18 protein-coding genes are annotated in these 16,636 nt (G+C 59.8%); 5 read left to right on the forward strand and 13 right to left on the reverse strand.

The genetic code is table 11. From position 1 onward, the window contains the following. Window positions 1-17: 17 nt before the first annotated feature. The 3 genes from BT119_RS15615 to BT119_RS15625 form a co-directional block, all read right to left on the reverse strand. Complete coding sequence (locus BT119_RS15615) at window positions 18-692, reverse strand: urease accessory protein UreF (RefSeq protein WP_003431765.1); 675 nt, start codon at window positions 690-692, stop codon at window positions 18-20. After that, window positions 689-1,189 carry an urease accessory protein UreE gene (gene ureE, locus BT119_RS15620; protein ID WP_003431764.1) on the reverse strand — a complete coding sequence of 167 codons (501 nt, stop codon included), beginning with the start codon at window positions 1,187-1,189 and terminating at the stop codon, window positions 689-691. The genes BT119_RS15615 and ureE overlap by 4 nt, the downstream gene beginning before the upstream one ends. A 235-nt stretch (window positions 1,190-1,424) precedes the next feature. Then, entirely contained in the window at window positions 1,425-2,057 is a 633-nt protein-coding gene (locus tag BT119_RS15625) for a TetR family transcriptional regulator (protein ID WP_002555418.1), read from the reverse strand. A 223-nt stretch (window positions 2,058-2,280) separates the two neighbouring features. Between BT119_RS15625 and BT119_RS15630 the strand changes: the two genes are divergently transcribed. Then, complete coding sequence (locus tag BT119_RS15630) at window positions 2,281-4,347, forward strand: AsmA family protein (RefSeq protein ID WP_003368911.1); 2,067 nt, start codon at window positions 2,281-2,283, stop codon at window positions 4,345-4,347. Between the two features lie 178 nt (window positions 4,348-4,525). Here the strand turns inward: BT119_RS15630 and BT119_RS15635 are convergent, their stop codons facing one another. The 3 genes from BT119_RS15635 to osmE form a co-directional block, all read right to left on the reverse strand. Then, window positions 4,526-5,065 carry a ferritin-like domain-containing protein gene (locus BT119_RS15635; protein ID WP_003431762.1) on the reverse strand — a complete coding sequence of 180 codons (540 nt, stop codon included), beginning with the start codon at window positions 5,063-5,065 and terminating at the stop codon, window positions 4,526-4,528. Window positions 5,066-5,251: 186 nt separating this feature from the next. Continuing rightward, window positions 5,252-5,395: a hypothetical protein gene (locus tag BT119_RS27285; protein WP_175550587.1), complete on the reverse strand. Its 144-nt coding sequence runs from the start codon at window positions 5,393-5,395 to the stop codon at window positions 5,252-5,254. Window positions 5,396-5,428: 33 nt separating this feature from the next. Continuing rightward, on the reverse strand, window positions 5,429-5,767 hold the full coding sequence (osmE, locus tag BT119_RS15645; RefSeq protein WP_003431761.1) for an osmotically-inducible lipoprotein OsmE: 339 nt from the start codon (window positions 5,765-5,767) through the stop codon (window positions 5,429-5,431). Between the two features lie 310 nt (window positions 5,768-6,077). On the opposite strand from osmE, the gene BT119_RS15655 reads away from it, so the two are divergent. After that, a complete protein-coding gene (locus BT119_RS15655) occupies window positions 6,078-6,311 on the forward strand; it encodes a hypothetical protein (protein WP_003368905.1) in 234 nt (77 codons plus the stop codon). Here BT119_RS15655 and BT119_RS15660 read toward each other — a convergent pair. Continuing rightward, window positions 6,308-7,189 carry a DMT family transporter gene (locus BT119_RS15660; protein ID WP_003431760.1) on the reverse strand — a complete coding sequence of 294 codons (882 nt, stop codon included), beginning with the start codon at window positions 7,187-7,189 and terminating at the stop codon, window positions 6,308-6,310. The two genes, BT119_RS15655 and BT119_RS15660, sit on opposite strands and share 4 nt — an antisense overlap. 152 nt (window positions 7,190-7,341) lie before the next feature. On the opposite strand from BT119_RS15660, the gene BT119_RS15665 reads away from it, so the two are divergent. Then, window positions 7,342-7,632, forward strand: a complete 291-nt coding sequence (locus BT119_RS15665) for a PsiF family protein (protein ID WP_003368898.1) — start codon at window positions 7,342-7,344, stop codon at window positions 7,630-7,632. Between the two features lie 188 nt (window positions 7,633-7,820). After that, window positions 7,821-8,831, forward strand: a complete 1,011-nt coding sequence (locus BT119_RS15670) for an AI-2E family transporter (protein ID WP_003368896.1) — start codon at window positions 7,821-7,823, stop codon at window positions 8,829-8,831. A gap of 311 nt (window positions 8,832-9,142) precedes the next feature. Here the strand turns inward: BT119_RS15670 and BT119_RS15675 are convergent, their stop codons facing one another. Further along, window positions 9,143-10,408 carry an Hsp70 family protein gene (locus tag BT119_RS15675; protein ID WP_072366295.1) on the reverse strand — a complete coding sequence of 422 codons (1,266 nt, stop codon included), beginning with the start codon at window positions 10,406-10,408 and terminating at the stop codon, window positions 9,143-9,145. Window positions 10,409-10,735: 327 nt separating this feature from the next. On the opposite strand from BT119_RS15675, the gene cbpA reads away from it, so the two are divergent. Further along, entirely contained in the window at window positions 10,736-11,680 is a 945-nt protein-coding gene (gene cbpA, locus BT119_RS15680) for a curved DNA-binding protein (protein WP_003368891.1), read from the forward strand. 75 nt (window positions 11,681-11,755) lie between these two features. Here the strand turns inward: cbpA and BT119_RS15685 are convergent, their stop codons facing one another. The 5 genes from BT119_RS15685 to BT119_RS15705 all read right to left on the reverse strand — a co-directional run bounded on the left by BT119_RS15685 (window position 11,756) and on the right by BT119_RS15705 (window position 16,631). Continuing rightward, window positions 11,756-12,886 (reverse strand): sensor histidine kinase, encoded by a 1,131-nt coding sequence (locus tag BT119_RS15685; protein ID WP_003368890.1) that lies wholly within the window; start codon window positions 12,884-12,886, stop codon window positions 11,756-11,758. Window positions 12,887-13,207: 321 nt separating this feature from the next. Next, window positions 13,208-14,908 (reverse strand): urease subunit alpha, encoded by a 1,701-nt coding sequence (gene ureC / locus BT119_RS15690; protein WP_003368889.1) that lies wholly within the window; start codon window positions 14,906-14,908, stop codon window positions 13,208-13,210. Between the two features lie 331 nt (window positions 14,909-15,239). Continuing rightward, a complete protein-coding gene (locus tag BT119_RS15695; RefSeq protein ID WP_002555403.1) occupies window positions 15,240-15,548 on the reverse strand; it encodes an urease subunit beta in 309 nt (102 codons plus the stop codon). Further along, entirely contained in the window at window positions 15,545-16,078 is a 534-nt protein-coding gene (locus BT119_RS15700) for a GNAT family N-acetyltransferase (protein ID WP_003431756.1), read from the reverse strand. The genes BT119_RS15695 and BT119_RS15700 overlap by 4 nt, the downstream gene beginning before the upstream one ends. 10 nt (window positions 16,079-16,088) lie before the next feature. Next, complete coding sequence (locus tag BT119_RS15705; RefSeq protein WP_003368884.1) at window positions 16,089-16,631, reverse strand: GNAT family N-acetyltransferase; 543 nt, start codon at window positions 16,629-16,631, stop codon at window positions 16,089-16,091. Between the last annotated feature and the right edge of the window lie 5 nt (window positions 16,632-16,636).

Below are 16,636 nucleotides of genomic sequence, written 5' to 3' on the forward strand. Positions count from 1 at the left end.
TTCTCCATAAGGAATGATCAGGACCGGAATAACCGGCTGTATTGACGTTCGTGCGCCATGCTCGCCAGGGACAGGCCAAAGGCTGCGCTGCCGGCATGGCAGGGATCTTGTGTGCTGGCACTGACCTGCGCCTGCTGCAATAACGGCAACAGCTCGCTGGTCAGGCGCTGGGCGGCTTGCTGGCCCAGCGGCAGGGTTTTCATCAGCACGGCCAGCTGGTTTTCAAGCCAGCTCCATAGCCAGGCGGCCAGCGCATCCTGCGGGCTGATCTGCCAGGCGCGTGCGGCCAGCGCCCAGCCAAGGGCCAGGTGCGGCTCGGCAGTCTGCTGCAGAAACTGGCGTGCTTCACGATCCAGTTCAGGCAGGCCATTGAGCAACTGTTGCAGGGAGTAGCCCATCTGCCGGCTTTCCAGATGCAGCTCGCGGGTCTCGCGGCTGGCGCGATGCTGCTCGCTGACTTGCAGCAACTGGCCCCAGTCACCGGCTGCCGCCGCCTCGCAATGAGCCAGCAGCAGCGGGGCCTCGAAGCGCGCGAGATTGAGCAGCAGTTGATCGCCGATCCAGCGGCCCGCGGTCGGCGGGTCCACCACAATGGATTGCTCCACGGCCATTTCCAGCCCTTGCGAATAGCTGTAGCCACCGATAGGCAGCTGCGGACTGGCCAGGCGCAATAGCGCCCAGGCGCTGTTCACTTGCGCACGCCGAACTGGTGCATGCGCGGCGGATAGTTGAAATCCTCCTCGCCCGCGCGCGAATGATGATGCCCACCGCCGTAGGCGCCATGTTCCGGCTGGAACGGCGCTTCGATGGTTTCGACAGTGGCGCCCAGTTGGTCGAGCATCGCCTTGAGCACGTAATCGTCGAGCAGGCGCAGCCAGCCGTCGCCGACTTGCAGGGCCACGTGACGATTGCCAAGGTGATAGGCCGCGCGGGTCAGTTCGAAAGTACTGCTGCACGTGACGTGCATGAGTTTTTCGGGACGTGCGCAGACACGCACCACGCGGCCGTCCTGGGCCTGAAGAAACTCGCCATCGCGCAGCGGCGACTGACCGCGTTGCAGAAAGAGGCCAACGTCTTCGTTTTCCGCACTGAAGCAGCGCAGTCGACTTTTGCTGCGTGCCTCGAAATTCAAATGCAGCTCGGCGGCCCATTCGGCCTGAGGTTCGATTCGGTCGTGAATCACCAGCATCAGATAGCTTCCAGCCAATTGCGATGCTTCAAATCAGAGCAAGGGGCTTGCCAACAGTGCAGCTTGCGGGGAAATGGCTGACAGAGGCAGGTGATTCAAGCATCGGCAAGATCACTAAAGATCTATTTTGGTGCGTAATCATGATAGTGCTTTAATTTGGTGCGTTTGGGTTGCTGGAAGTGAAGTTAATAGTGAGACGGTTCACATCTCAGCCCCAGGCAGAGCGTGTCGCCGCTCAATCGTGACTGCCCAGACCACGCCAGTGCCGTGCGCCAATGAAGATGAAGCGCAGTTGCTGAGTGATCTTCGCCTGAGGTGTCAGGTGCGGGGCGAGCGAGGCGGGCGGCGGGTCGATCAGCTCCGGCAGCATCGCGAACACGCTTTTGACCACCAGGTCGGCGATAATCGACAGGGCATCGGCATTCAGGTGCTGCCATTTGGGCATCTTTGCCAGGTCGGCTGTGAGGTCGGCGCTGATGCCTTCGCGCAATGCGCCAAGCGCCTGACGCACCTTCAAGGAGCCGCCGTATTGTTCGCGCGCCAGAAACAGGAACTGCGACCGGTTGGCCGCCACACGTTCGAGGAATATCTTCACCGAGGCACGAATCAGCCCGCCCATGGCGAATTCGTTGTGGCGCACCAGCCTGATGGTCTCGCGAAAGGTCTGGCCGACCTCGCTGACCAGCGCCAGCCCCAACTGGTCCATGTCTTCAAAGTGCCGGTAGAACCCGGTTGGTACGATGCCTGCCGTGCGCGCCACTTCCCGCAGGCTCAGGCTGCCGAAGCCGCGCCCGCTCTCCATCAATTGGTGGGCAGCATCGAGCAGGGCTCTTCGGGTCTGTTGTTTCTGTTCGGCGCGGGGCAGCATGGCTCAAACGATTCTTGGATTAGGCTGGGTTGCACTTTAGCAAATGCGCTTTACCTGCGTCGAAAGGGTTTTCAGTCAGGCTCCTTGACCAGTAATAGTGCATGAGTGCTGGCCTTCGATGCATTTTCGTATTCAAATCAAACCCTCGGCGCGTTTGTCAGTCGAACATTCATGTCGTATTCAGCGCTCCAGGGTCGGGGCGCTGTTTTCTGGAGAGTGACGCATGACGCGCAGCCGCAAGATTTTCGCCTGGACAGGTGCCACGTTGTTGGTGGTGCTGGCTATATTGGTCATTGTGATCGTCACTTTCGACTGGAATCGCATCAAACCCACCCTCAATGCGAAAGTCAGCGAAGCGCTGCATCGTCCGTTCGCCATCAATGGTGATCTGGATGTGCGCTGGACGCGTGAGCCCGAACTCGGTGGCTGGCGTGCCTGGGTGCCGTCGCCGCACTTTGTTGCTGACGACCTGAGTCTGGGTAACCCTGAGTGGTCGAAGACCCCGCAGATGGTGACCCTCAAGCACGTCGAATTTCGTCTCTCGCTGCTGCCGCTGCTGGCGCAGCAAGTGGTTATCCCGCGTATCGATCTGACCGGACCCGAGGCTAAACTCGAGCGTCTGGCCGATGGTCGTGCCAACTGGGTGTTCGATCTGCCCAAATCCGACCCGAACGCCGAGCCCTCCAAGTGGGTGATGGACATCGGCGCGATCAAGTTCGACAAGGGACTGGTGAGCTTCAACGACCAGAAGCTCAACGCCAACCTGGACGTGGTGATCGACCTGCTCGGCAAGCCGATCCCGTTCAGTGAAATCGTCGGCAGCAAGGAAGCGAAAAAGGCCCAGGACAAGGGCGCAGTACCGCAGGATTACGCATTCGGTCTGGCGGTCACCGGCCAGTACCACGGTCAGAAGCTGAGCGGCACCGGCAAGGTCGGCGGCCTGCTCGCGCTCAAGGATGCCAATCAACCGTTTCCGGTACAGGCTGACGTGAAGGTCGGTGACACCCATGCGGTGATCGCCGGGACCCTGACCGATCCACAGAACCTGGGCGCGCTGGACCTGCGCCTCAAGCTTTCCGGCGCGAGCCTGAGCAATCTGTACCCGCTGACGGGTGTGACCCTGCCGGATTCTCCGGCGTACTCCACCGATGGCCGCCTGATCGCCAAACTGCACGACCCGGCCGGCGCCAACTTCCGTTACGAAGGCTTCAACGGCAAGATCGGCAACAGCGATATCCACGGCGACCTGGGCTTCGTCGCCAGTCAGCCCCGGCCCAAGCTGAGTGGCGTGCTGGTCTCCAATCAATTGCTGTTCAGTGACCTCGCGCCACTGATCGGTGCGGACTCCAATGCCGCGCAGAAAAAGCGCGGTGGCGAGAGCAAGCAGCCTTCGGGCAAGGTACTGCCTGTCGAGGAGTTTCAGACTGATCGCTGGCGGGCGATGGATGCCGACGTGGAGTTCACCGGCAAGCGCATCGTGCAGAGCCCGGACCTGCCGTTCACTGACCTCTACACCCATCTGGTTCTCAACGATGGTCAGTTGAGCCTCGAGCCGCTGCGTTTTGGGGTGGCAGGTGGCAAGCTGGACGCGGACATTCGCCTCAACGGGCAAAACAAACCGATGCAGGGCAGAGCCAGGCTGTCGGCGCGCAATTTCAAGCTCAAGCAACTCTTCCCGACCTTCGAACCGATGAAAACCAGCTTCGGTGAGCTGAACGGCGATGCCGATATCAGTGGCCGTGGCAACTCGGTTGCAGCCTTGCTGGGGACTGCCAACGGCGAAATGAAGATGCTGGTGAACGACGGTGCGATCAGTCGTGGCCTGATGGAAATTGCCGGGCTCAACGTGGGCAACTACGTCGTTGGCAAGCTGTTCGGCGACAAGGACGTGAAGATCAATTGCGCGGCCTCGGACTTCGGCATCAAGGACGGGCTGGCGACCAGTCGGCTGTTTGTCTTCGATACCGAGAACGCCATCATCTACATCAACGGCACTGCGAACCTGAAGACCGAGCAACTGGACCTGCAGATCAACCCTGAGTCCAAGGGCTTCCGCGTGTTCTCGCTGCGCTCGCCGTTGTATGTCAACGGCCCGTTCGCCAAGCCCAACGCAGGCGTACAGTCCGGCCCGCTGTTGCTGCGCGGAGCCGGCATGGTCCTGCTCGGCGCAACCGTAGGCCCTGCTGCAGGCCTGCTGGCGCTGGTCGCCACTGGCGACAGCGAGCCTAATCAGTGTGGCCCGCTGCTGGAGCAGATGCGCACCGGCAAGGCGCCGAAGACGGTGAAGTAACGCTCCACCTCTCGTGCCAGCGCTCCGCGTTGGCGCGCACTTGGCCGGACCCAGAGCGTCCAGAAATGCATTCACACGCTGGAGCGTGAGGAACGATGTTTACGTCGCTGGCCTGAGAAAATACTTCCCCACAAAAAAGCCAGGACACAGGTCCTGGCTTTTCATTTGCTGTCGCGAGTTACAGGTCTTCGAGAATATCCGCCATGTCATCAGCGTGCTCTTCTTCCTGAGCAAGGATCTCTTCGAAGATGCGGCGGGTAGTCGGGTCGCTGTCGCCGAGGTATTGAATGATTTCGCGATAGCTGTCGACGGCGATGCGCTCGGCAACCAGATCTTCGTAAACCATTTCCTTCAGTGTGTTACCCGCCACGTACTGCGCGTGGGAGTTCTTCGACAGGGTGTCCGGGTTGAACTCCGGCTCGCCGCCCAGTTGCACGATACGCTCGGCCAGTTTGTCGGCGTGCTGCGCTTCCTGCTCTGCGTGTTCCAGAAACTCGGCTGCCGCGACGCTCGCTTTCAGGCCTGACGCCATGTAGTAGTGGCGCTTGTAGCGCAGCACACAGACCAGCTCGGTAGCCAGCGATTCATTGAGCAGGCGCAGGACCGTTTCGCGGTCAGCGCTGTAGCCTTGAGTCACAGCACCATCCTCAACGTTCTGGCGTGCGCGCTGGCGCAGAGTATTTACATCGGAAAGCTGTGATTGCGGTGCAGAATTCATCATTTATCTCCAGGACTCATCAGGTTTTGCTGTCTCGCTCTGTGGGTGGCCCGGCAGGATCAGCAAAGATTGTGAGTAGCGAAGGGGGCAAAAAGTTTTATCGGATTTTCACTGATACGGACGGCTGTGTCTGAATGTAAAAATATAAGAAACGAGTGCCGAGCCCCGCGGTCCCAACCTTGAGACTCAAATAAATCGTGGAGATACACAATGCTCAAGTTCCTGGGAAGCACCGTTGGCATCATCTTTCTGATCGGCCTGGTCGTGGTTATCGCCCTGTTCAAGCTGGTTTTCTAAAAACGCATTCAACAAAAAGCCCGAGGCATCCATGCCTCGGGCTTTTTGTTTGTGCCTGCGTTTTGATTACATCGCTTTTTCGTTCTTCTCGCGTTGTTCGCACGTCATGAAACCTTTGTTGGTCACACGGCCGTCGCTGTTGAAGCTGACGTGGTAGACCTGTTTGTGGCCGTCCTTGTTCATGACGTAGTTGTTGCAAGTGCCTGGGTTGACCTTACGCTCGATAGTGCTCGACGGCTCACCGCCGATAGTCAGGACCTGCTGGCGCGTCATGCCGTTCTCGACCTGCTTGACCAGCGGCTCGTTGCGATAAGTGACGTAGTCCACCGGGTTCTGCACGGTTGTGTTGCTGCAGCCAGCCATTGTCGCCAATACAAAGGTCGCCGCGAAGAGTTTTTTGTACATCGTTATTGCTCCACATGTCAGAGCCGGTTTTGGCCCGGTATGCCTTGGAGCAGAGGAGGGGCTCAAGAGTTCGAAAAAAAGATGGCGATGAGGCAGTACCTTGCATCCACCCTGAGGCCGTTGCTGACCCCCCTGAACGCCATGACAATCGGGCATGAAAAGCGCTTTGAATATTCCTCGCACGTTCCCGAAAGGCCGAGGTCAATCTGATGGCATGGTTGAGCGTTTTGCTCGGCCTTGGGCTCGGTCATCGGTTGTCGGACCGTAGTTCGTTAATCAGCCGCTCCTCAGTGACGGCCAGGAAGATGCGATGAGCGATAAAGAACTGTATGAGATCGAGTACACCCTGCTCGGCGAGCACCACGTAGACATTATCGAGAATCTGGATGTGCCCATCATCGAAGTGGTGCACGAACTGGCGCTCAAGCATCACGTAGAACTGGACGAGCTGCCAATGGGTGAAGCCGGGCTGCCGCTTGCCGCCGGCATCACCGATGTGTCGATTCACAGCCTGGAGGGCAGCGAAGGCAGCGCGACTGCCTAGTCCGCCCTGGATCGCAGCGGCGTCGTCCAGCGTTCCGCGAGGATGACGCCGCAGAGGGTCAGCGCTCCGCCGAACAGGTGATAGAGCGCCAGCTGCTCGCCCAGTGTCGCCGCGGCAATCAAGGCCGTGGCGATGGGCATCAGGTTGAAGAACAGTGTTGTGCGGCTGGGGCCCAGGCGCATGATCGAGGTCATCCACAACCAGGGTGCGAGCATCGAGGTTGGAATCGCTGCGTACAGCACCATCGGTATGTTGTTCGCATTCAGACCGGTTTTCGCCGACAGCATGAACGGCGGCAGCAAAACGATAATCGCCAGCAGGATCTGTACGTAAAGCAACTGCAGGGGCGGCAAACGCAACTGCCACTTCTTCAGCAGCGTGCTGTAGACCGCATACGATGCGGCGGCCACCAGCACCATCGCATCGCCCCGATTGACCCCCTGCTCAATCAGACCGGCCGGATTGCCCGCCGAGACCACGACCACCACTCCCGCGAATGACAGCACCGCCCCTAGCAGCGCACCCGAGGTCAGACGAGTGCCGAGGCAGGCTATCGACAGCCCCAGCGCCATCATCGGCACCATCGACTGAATGATCCCCATGTTGGTGGCGGTTGTCAGGCTGGCCGCGAAATACGCCAGGCTTTGATACAGCGCTGTGCCGAGCACGGCCAGAATGAAAATCTTGCCGAGTACCGGTTTGATCGCCGCTCGGTTCGCCCACACAGGCCCGAGCATGAACGGTGTGAACAGCAAGCCAGCCAGCGCCCAGCGATAAAAGCCAATTTCAGCCGGAAAGATCACCCCGGCAGACGCCTTGGTGACGGCTGTGTTGATCGCCCAGATAAGGATGGTAATCAGCGGAAAAGCGTATTGCATGAGTGGATCATCGTTAGAGCGAGGCGTAATTATCCGCCTGTTTGTCGAGAATGCCAGCGGCGATGTTGGGTGCTCCGTCACAGAGCGCAGACGCTGACTACACTGAATCTCAGTCTGTGCCGCCCGGTGCAGTGGATCTGGAGAGTGGATCGATGAACAAGCTCGGTATTCCTGTATTGCTCGTTGGCTTGATGTTATCTGCCCAGGGTTTCGCTGCGACCGCGCAGCAGAACAAAATGACCACCTGCAATGCCGACGCCAGCGCGAAGTCGCTGAAGGGCGATGAGCGCAAGACGTTCATGAGCACTTGCCTTAAAGCGGCACCGCCGCCAGCGGCGACCCAGCAGGAGAAGATGAAAACCTGCAACGCGACTGCCAGCACTCAGGCGCTCAAGGGAGACGCGCGCAAGAGTTTCATGAGCGATTGTCTCAAGAAGAAATAATTTTTCAGTCGGCATCTTTGCGGCAGGCAAGAGGCGCGGGTGCAGTAAACACTGCACTTTCGCGCCGTTCTCGAGCCGATCATCGGGCAGATGATTGCGGCGTGTTTTTTCCGGCTTTCTGATCACTGGTTCTGGACTGAGAAGGCTGGCAGACTGCCCACCTTCCTTGTGTTGCCCGTTGAGGGTCTATGCCAACGTTTTCTGCGCGTCAGGTGTTAATAGCCAGCTGGATTCTTGTATTTGGCGGTCTGTTATTGGTGTTGCCATTCAAGTTGTTGCCCAGTCTGTTGGCCGGACTGTTGGTTTTCGAGCTGGTCAACATGTTGACCCCCAAACTGCAGCGGCTGATCTCCGGCGAACGTGCTCGCTGGCTGGCCGTAGCGTTGCTCGGCACGCTGGTGGTCAGCCTGCTGACGCTGATTTTTGCCGGCGCCATCAGTTTTGTGCTGCACGAAGCCGAAAATCCGGGCGCCTCGCTCGACAAGTTCATGACCCTGGTCGACCGCGCTCGTGGTCAGCTGCCTCCGTTCATCGATGCCTACCTGCCTGCCAGCGCAGCGGAGTTTCAGGTTTCGCTCGGGCAATGGCTGCAGAAGCACGTGGGCGAATTGCAGTTGATCGGCAAGGGGGCGGCGCACATGTTCGTCACCATGCTGATCGGCATGGTACTGGGCGCGATCATTGCCTTGCAGCGTATCTCCGACGTGCATGCGCGCAAGCCGCTGGCGGCTGCTCTGTTCGATCGCCTGTACCTGGTCAGCCGGGCGTTTCGCAACATTGTTTTTGCCCAGATCAAGATTTCCCTGCTCAACACGGCGTTCACGTCGGTGTTCCTGGCCATCGTATTGCCGCTGTGCGGAATTCACCTGCCGCTGACCAAGACCCTGATCATCATGACCTTCCTGCTCGGCCTGTTGCCGGTGGTGGGTAACCTGATGTCCAACACGTTGATCTTCATCGTCGGCATGTCCATCTCGATCTGGGTCGCGCTGGCTGCGCTGGGCTATCTGATCGTGATCCACAAGGTCGAGTATTTCCTCAATGCGCGCATCGTGGGCGGACAGATCAACGCCAAGTCGTGGGAGTTGCTGCTGGCGATGCTGCTGTTCGAAGCCGCATTCGGCCTGCCGGGCGTGGTTGCAGGGCCGATTTACTATGCGTATCTGAAGAGCGAGTTGCAGAAGGAAGGGTTGGTCTAGGGCGCTTGCGTATGTAGCCGTCCGAAACAACGCCTGTCACTTCACCGCGTTGGCATGCAGTTCTGGCCGCTCTGCGTCTGCGGTGCCGCAGAACATCCACATGGCTCGAAACACTCCCGCCCGTGGGGGTGATTCACATGGCTTGAAAATACCCCGGCCCTACAGGAGTGAGCTTGCTCACGAACAGGCCCGTGCAGCCGCTGGAAGCCCATTGGTCAGGTAATCCGCCTTCGCGAGCAAGCTCGCTCCCACAAGATCAGCGATCTGTGACGCGGAGCATCACGAAGGGCATTCCCACGATAGGCGCATGACTAGCCGTAACGCTTCTTCGCTTCGATGGCCAGGCCGCTACCGATGCTGCCGAAGATGTTGCCTTCAACGTGGCGCGCGTTGGGCAGCATGTCCGAGACGCTGTTGCGCAGGGCAGGGATGCCGCTTGAACCGCCGGTGAAGAACACCGTGCTGACCTGCTCGACACTCACGCCCGCATCGTTCAGCAAGTTCGTCACGCTGTTGCGCACCCGCTCGAGCTGGGCGTCGATCGCTGCTTCGAACATCACCCGGCTCAGGTCCACGCTCAGTCCGGCTTCCACGCGATCCATAGGCAGATGACGGCTGTCGGCGTGGGTCAGCTGGATCTTGGTTTCTTCCACCTCCATGGCCAGCCAGTGCCCGGCGCGTTGTTCGATCAGCTTGAACAGGCGATCGATGCCACCGGTGTCTTCGATGTCGTAGCGCATACTGCCCAGGGCCAGTTGCGATTTTTGCGAGTACACCGCGTTGATGGTATGCCAGGTCGCCAGGTTCATGTGGTGGCTGGTCGGCATGTACGCACCGCTTTTCATGCGGCTGCCATAACCGAACAGCGGCATCACGCCTTGCAGGCTCAACTGCTTGTCGAAGTCGGTCCCGCCGATGTGTACGCCACCGGTGGCAAGGATGTCTTGCTGGCGATCATCGTGCCGGCGTCGCTCGGGCGACAGACGTACCAGCGAAAAGTCTGACGTACCGCCGCCGATGTCGACAATCAGCACCAGTTCTTCGTCCTGGATGGTGGACTCGTAATCGAAGGCCGCAGCGATGGGCTCGAACTGGAAAGATACGTCCTTGAAGCCGATCTTGCGCGCCACTTCAGCCAGCGTGTCTTCGGCTTCCTGATCGGCCTGGGCGTCGTCATCGACAAAATGCACCGGACGGCCCAGCACGACCTGCTCGAATTCGCGGCCAGCCGTTTGCTCCGCGCGCTTTTTCAGCTCGCCGATAAACAGTGCCAGCAAATCCTTGAACGGCATCGCCGTGCCCAGCACGCTGGTGTCATGCTTGATCAGCTTCGAGCCCAGCAGGCTCTTGAGCGAGCGCATCAGGCGGCCTTCGTAGCCCTCCAGATACTCGTGAAGCGCCAGGCGGCCATACACCGGGCGGCGTTCTTCCATATTGAAGAACACCACCGAAGGCAGGGTAATCTTGTCGTCCTCCAGCGCGATCAACGATTCCATGCCGGGTCGTTGCCAGCCGACAGTGGAGTTGGACGTGCCGAAATCGATACCGCAGGCACGGGCCGGGGATTGGTTATTCATGTCTTTTACGTTCCAGTCAAAAAACGGCCGCGCAGTTTATGCCAGCGCGGGCAAATTGCGTAGCGCGACACGTCGCTTATATTTACCTGGCTGTATTTGCGACCAAGGCTTGAACTGAGGCCCGTTACCCCCAATCTTGAAGGGATTCTCGGTAGACCCTGTTGTCGGACATTATGTTGTCGAGCTATCGACCTGCCGACAAAGGCAGCTGGTCTATCTGTATATTTTTCGACGTTAGGTAATCCAGATGCCTCGTGACAGAGGGAGCTGGGCGCGTGACGCCAGCGTATCTGGCTTTGCCGGATAATTCGGATGGGTGATCGTTACATGGATTTCAAAGACTACTACAAGATACTTGCCGTGGAGCCGACTGCGGACGACAAGGCGATCAAGACCGCCTATCGCAAACTCGCGCGCAAGTATCACCCGGACGTCAGCAAGGAGGCAGGCGCCGAAGACAAGTTCAAGGAAGCCTCCGAAGCGTATGAGGTACTCAGCAGCCCGGAAAAGCGCGCCGAGTATGACGAGCTGCGCAAATACGGTCGTCAGGGCCGCCCGTTCCAGACCCCGCCGGGCTGGCAAAGCCGTGCCGGCGCCGGGGCAGGCGGGTTCGAGGAAACGGCAGACTTCTCGGAGTTTTTCAGCTCCATTTTCGGTGGCCGGCCACAGCAGGGCGGGCGTACCCGCAACCCTGGGCGTACCGGGCAGGACGTGGAGATGGAACTGGCGGTATTCCTCGAAGAGACCCTGTCGGGGGAATCCAAGCAGGTCAGCTTCAAGGTGCCGCAGCACAGCCCCAACGGGCAGCGCATGAGCGATATCACCAAGACCCTGAACGTGAAGATTCCCGCGGGCGTGGTCGATGGCGAGCGTATTCGCCTGAAGGGGCAGGGCGCGCCGGGCGTGGGCGGTGGTGCCAATGGCGACCTGTACCTGATCATTCGCCTGGCCCCGCACCCGCTGTTCGAGGTCGAGGGGCATGATCTGGTCATCACCGTCCCACTGGCCCCCTGGGAAGCCGTGCTGGGTACCAAGGTCGCTGTGCCGACGCTGACCAGCAGGATCAACCTGACCATCCGCCCGGACAGTCAGAACGGTCAGCGTCTGCGGATTAAGGGTAATGGCTTGATGAACAAGAGTGGCGAACGCGGTGATCTTTACGCGCAGTTGAAAGTCGTCGTGCCCAAGCACACCGACGAGGCTACCCGGGCGCTCTGGCAGAAACTGGCAGACAGTTCGTCGTTCGATCCTCGCGCGCAGTGGAAGGGTTGAGCGTAGCGGTCTTGCGATTCTGTCTTTTCTGAATGGGCTGATGCGCCACCCGCATCAGCAGGCAATCAGCCTCGCTCAGTTTTTCGGCAGCACCACATTGAAGGTCGTGCCCTCACCAATGGTCGAGGTCACAGTGATGCTGCCACCGTGGGCGTTGACCACTTCCTTGACGATGAACAGGCCAAGACCCAGGCTGGTCGATGTACCGCGTGTTTCGCTGTTTTCCTCGGTGCTGCGCACCAGCGGATCGAAGATCGTCCCGATAGCGTCTTCGGCAATCGGCTTGCCTTCGTTGTGTACCACCAATACCACCGCTTTCTCGGCACCCGTAACACTGACCGTTATCTCGTGACTGGCCGCACCGTGCTGCAGGGCGTTGCCGATCAGATTCTGTAACATCTGGCTGATCCGTCCGGCGTCCCAGTGACCCTTGGTGTTGCCTTCGATGTTCAGTACCGGAACAGAGTCCGGTCGCCCGGCGCAGGCTTCCTCGATGGCTTCACGGCAAGCACTGGCCAAATCCATGTATTTGCGTTCAACCGGTAGCCCGGCGCCCAGGCGACTGCGCACGAATTCCAGCAGATCGCTGACCATCGAGCCCATATGGCGGGTGCTGGTCTGGATACGCGAAACATAGGATTGGGTCTTTTCGTCCAGCGCTATCTTGCGTGCCAGCAATTCCGTCGACATGCTGACGGCCTGCAGCGGCGCGCGCAGATCGTGACCCAGAATGGCAAGAAATATATCCCGTGAGCGGCCGACCCGTTCCGCATAGGCAGCGGTGGATTCGGCAAGCGCCTCGTCGATGGCTTCGTTGAAACGAATCACGTCCTGAAAATCGGCCAGTTGCGGCGCTGCCAGGCTTTCTACCCAGAGGCGGATGACGCTGGCGCGCAGATGGCGAAATTCCGACGTCATCTGCACCAGATCAAAGCCGACCTCATGACGCAACTCGCCATGGCTGCTGGCTGCTTCGTCCAGGCTTGGCGTCTTGTTCAACTCTTCGCCTCTGGCCTTGGCAATCTCCTCGCTTTTGCTCTGTGCGGTATTCATGTCCCGCGCAGCGGCGAGCAGGATCGACCTGGCATGATCCCGCAGCTCGGCTTTGCTCATCGTTTCTGCCGCCGGTTTCAGGGTTCTGGCGAAGTCTTCCCATTCATCGACGATGCGATCCACATGAATAACGATGAATTCGGAAAGGCGCATGGCCGGTTACCTTTGGAGATGCGTGACGAAAGAATGGGCGCATATTACCTCCTTTGCATGACACGACAAACAGGGCGTTTGCTGTCATTTCTGTCAGTAGACGTCCTATTCGCTTCGTCCTATGTTCTCTCCGGGGACTATACGAACGGAGGGCCATGACATGAGCGTCATTACGGTTACAGATGCGATCTTTCAACAGGAAGCTCTTGAAGCCAGCAAGGCGAAGCCGGTCCTGGTCGAAATTTCTACCCGAGGTAACCGAATACCAGGCCAAGTCGGTAACATCAAAGGGCCGTCCGAAGGGGAGGCCCTTTTTTGGGTTCAAAACAGAAAGTACCGCTGCGCCATCGGCAGCACATCCGCGGGCTCGCACCACAGCAACACCCCGTCGGCCTTGACCTGATAGGTCTGCGGGTCGACTTCGATGTCCGGCAGGTAATCGTTGTGGATCAGGTCTTTCTTCTGCACGGTGCGGCAGCCTTTGACGACACCGATCTGCTTCTTCAGGCCCAGTGACTCTGGTACACCGGCATCGAACGCTGCCTGGCTGATGAACGTCAGGCTGGTGGCGTGCAATGAGCTGCCGTAGCTGGCGAACATCGGGCGGTAATGAACCGGTTGCGGGGTCGGGATCGAAGCGTTGGCGTCGCCCATCAAGCTGGCGGCGATGGCACCACCCTTGAGGATCAGGGTCGGTTTGACGCCGAAGAATGCCGGACGCCACAGCACCAGGTCGGCCCACTTGCCAACTTCGATAGAGCCTACTTCATGACTGATGCCATGAGTGATCGCCGGGTTGATGGTGTATTTGGCGATGTAACGCTTGGCGCGGAAGTTGTCGTTGCCCGGACCATCCTGCGGCAGTGGGCCACGCTGTTTCTTCATCTTGTCGGCGGTTTGCCAGGTGCGCATGATCACTTCGCCAACCCGACCCATGGCCTGGCTGTCGGAACTGAGCATCGAAAAGGCGCCCAGGTCGTGAAGGATATCTTCGGCAGCGATGGTCTCGCGGCGGATGCGGCTTTCCGCGAAAGCCACGTCTTCGGCGATGCTCGGGTCCAGGTGATGGCAGACCATGAGCATGTCCAGGTGCTCGTCGATGGTGTTGCGGGTGAACGGACGCGTCGGGTTGGTCGAGCTCGGCAGCACGTTCGGCGAACCACAGGCCTTGATGATGTCCGGCGCGTGACCGCCACCGGCACCTTCGGTGTGATAGGTGTGAATCGTGCGGTTCTTGAACGCGGCCAGGGTGGTCTCGACAAAACCTGACTCGTTGAGGGTGTCGGTGTGGATCGCGACCTGCACGTCGTATTCGTCGGCCACGCTCAGGCAGTTGTCGATGGCCGCAGGTGTGGTGCCCCAGTCCTCGTGCAACTTCAGACCGATGGCCCCCGCCTTGACCTGCTCGATCAGCGGGCCGGGCAGGCTGACGTTGCCCTTGCCGGTGAAGCCGATGTTCATCGGGAACGAGTCCGAGGCCTGGAGCATGCGCGCCATGTGCCACGGGCCGGGCGTGACAGTGGTGGCATTGGTGCCCGTGGCCGGGCCGGTGCCGCCGCCGATCATGGTCGTCACGCCGCTCATCAGCGCCTCTTCGATCTGCTGCGGGCAGATGAAGTGGATGTGCGTGTCGACGCCACCCGCGGTAAGGATCATGCCTTCGCCGGCAATGACTTCGGTGGCGGCGCCGACCGCGATGGTCACGTCCGGCTGGATGTCCGGGTTGCCCGCCTTGCCAATGGCCGCGATACGCCCGTTCTTGATGCCGACGTCGGCCTTGACGATGCCCCAGTGATCGATGATCAGGGCATTGGTGATCAGCGTGTCGACTACGTCAGCGGCCAGCAACTGGCCTTGGCCCATGCCGTCACGAATGACCTTGCCACCGCCGAACTTCACTTCTTCGCCGTAGGTGGTGAAGTCCTTCTCGACCTCGATCCACAGCTCGGTGTCGGCCAGGCGAACCTTGTCGCCGACGGTGGGGCCGAACATGTCTGCGTAGGCTTGTCGGCTTATCTTCATCTTTCGTACCTCGGATTCAGAGCGGCAAGCTGCAGGCCGCAAACTGTAAGTTTTTCAAAGCGACCAGCGGCGAGCTGCAAGTCGTTAGTCGTCAAAGCTTTTGATCCTCGTGCCGAGTGCCCATCGTCATACACACGTCCCGATTGGATGCCTGTGTGACCGGTGCGGCGATCCGCATTGCTCACGAAGACGTTAGTCCGAACGCCCTGTTTCTGGAGGCTGTACCGGCCTCTTCGCGAACAAGTTCGCTCCTACGGCCTTCGGCCAGAATCAAAAGCAGACTTGTGTATAACGGTGAACGCGGAGCGTAGGAATGGTATTCAAAAAGCCTTCAATCCAGATCGCCCATCACCCGACCGGCAAACCCGTAAACCTTGCGCAAGCCGGCCAGGTCCACCAGCTCGACTTCGCGGGACTGGCCCGGCTCGAAGCGCACCGCGGTGCCGGCCGGAATGTTCAGGCGCATGCCCCGGCTGGCGGCGCGGTCGAAGGTCAGTGCGTCGTTGGTTTCGAAAAAGTGGAAATGCGAGCCCACCTGAATCGGCCGGTCGCCGCTGTTGGCGACGGTCAGGCTGAGGGTGCGGCGTCCGGCGTTGAGTTCGATGTCGCCGGGCTGGATCTGGTATTGACCAGGGATCATGTCGGTTGCCCCAAGGTTTTGAAATAAATGGCGGTGGGATGCAGGCGCCCGTCCGGTGTGGCGCAATAATCCGGCAGCTCACCGACACGGTGGTAGGCCAGCGCGCTGTAGAAGGCTTCAGCCGCCGAGCCTGCTTCGGTGTCCAGGTGCAACAGCCCACGTTTGTGTTTCACGGCCGCCTGTTCAACGGCCTCCATCAATTGCCTGCCCAGGCCACGCCCGCGCGCCGCAGGCAGCACCATCAGTTTCTGTACTTCGGCGCGGTTCAGGCCGTTGGGCTTCTGGCACAGCGACAGTTGCGCACTGGCCAGGACGTTCTCGTTCTCGACCACCACCCACAGCAGCAGAGAGCCAGCGGCGACATCGGCTCTGAGCCCGTCGCACCAGCCGTAGGCCTGCGCCATGTCGAGGTCGGCCATGAAACCGACCGACGCGCCATCATGAACCGTATCGAACAACAATTGCGCCAGACCCTGGCGGTAATGCGCGAAGCTTTCGGCGGTGACGCGGCGCAGCTGTGCTGGATTCATGGCGTGCTCTCTAAAGGGCGGAGGGGGCTTGCGAAGCCGGTGGCTGAGCACCGGGCGACAGGTCGAGCTGCATGAAGGTCAGGTCCAGCCAGCGGCCGAATTTGGTGCCGACCTGAGGCATTTGTCCGGTGGTCTTGAAACCCAGGCGATCATGCAGGGCGATGGACGCAGCGTTACCACTTTCGATCGCCGCGACCATCATGTGCTTGTCACAGGCACGGGCGCGCTCGATCAAGGCGGCCATCAGACGCGGGCCCAAGCGTTTGCCACGCTGGTCAGCGCGCACGTAAACCGAATGCTCGACCGTATGGCGAAAGCCTTCGAACGGCCGCCAGTCGCCAAACGACGAATAGCCGAGCACTTCGCCTGCGGTGTCGGTGGCCACCAGAATCGGATAACCCTGACTCTGGCGAGCGGCGTACCAGGCCTGGCGGTTGGCCAGATCAACCGGCTGCTCGTTCCAGATAGCCGTGGTATTGAGCACTGCGTCGTTGTAGATCTCCAGAATGCCCGGCAGATCGTCCGGCAGGGCATCGCGAATCACGTCCTGCATGATCA

Origin of the sequence: Pseudomonas sp. NFACC10-1, assembly GCF_900119195.1 — a bacterium.
In the GTDB taxonomy this organism is placed as follows: Bacteria; Pseudomonadota; Gammaproteobacteria; order Pseudomonadales; family Pseudomonadaceae; genus Aquipseudomonas; species Aquipseudomonas cerasi.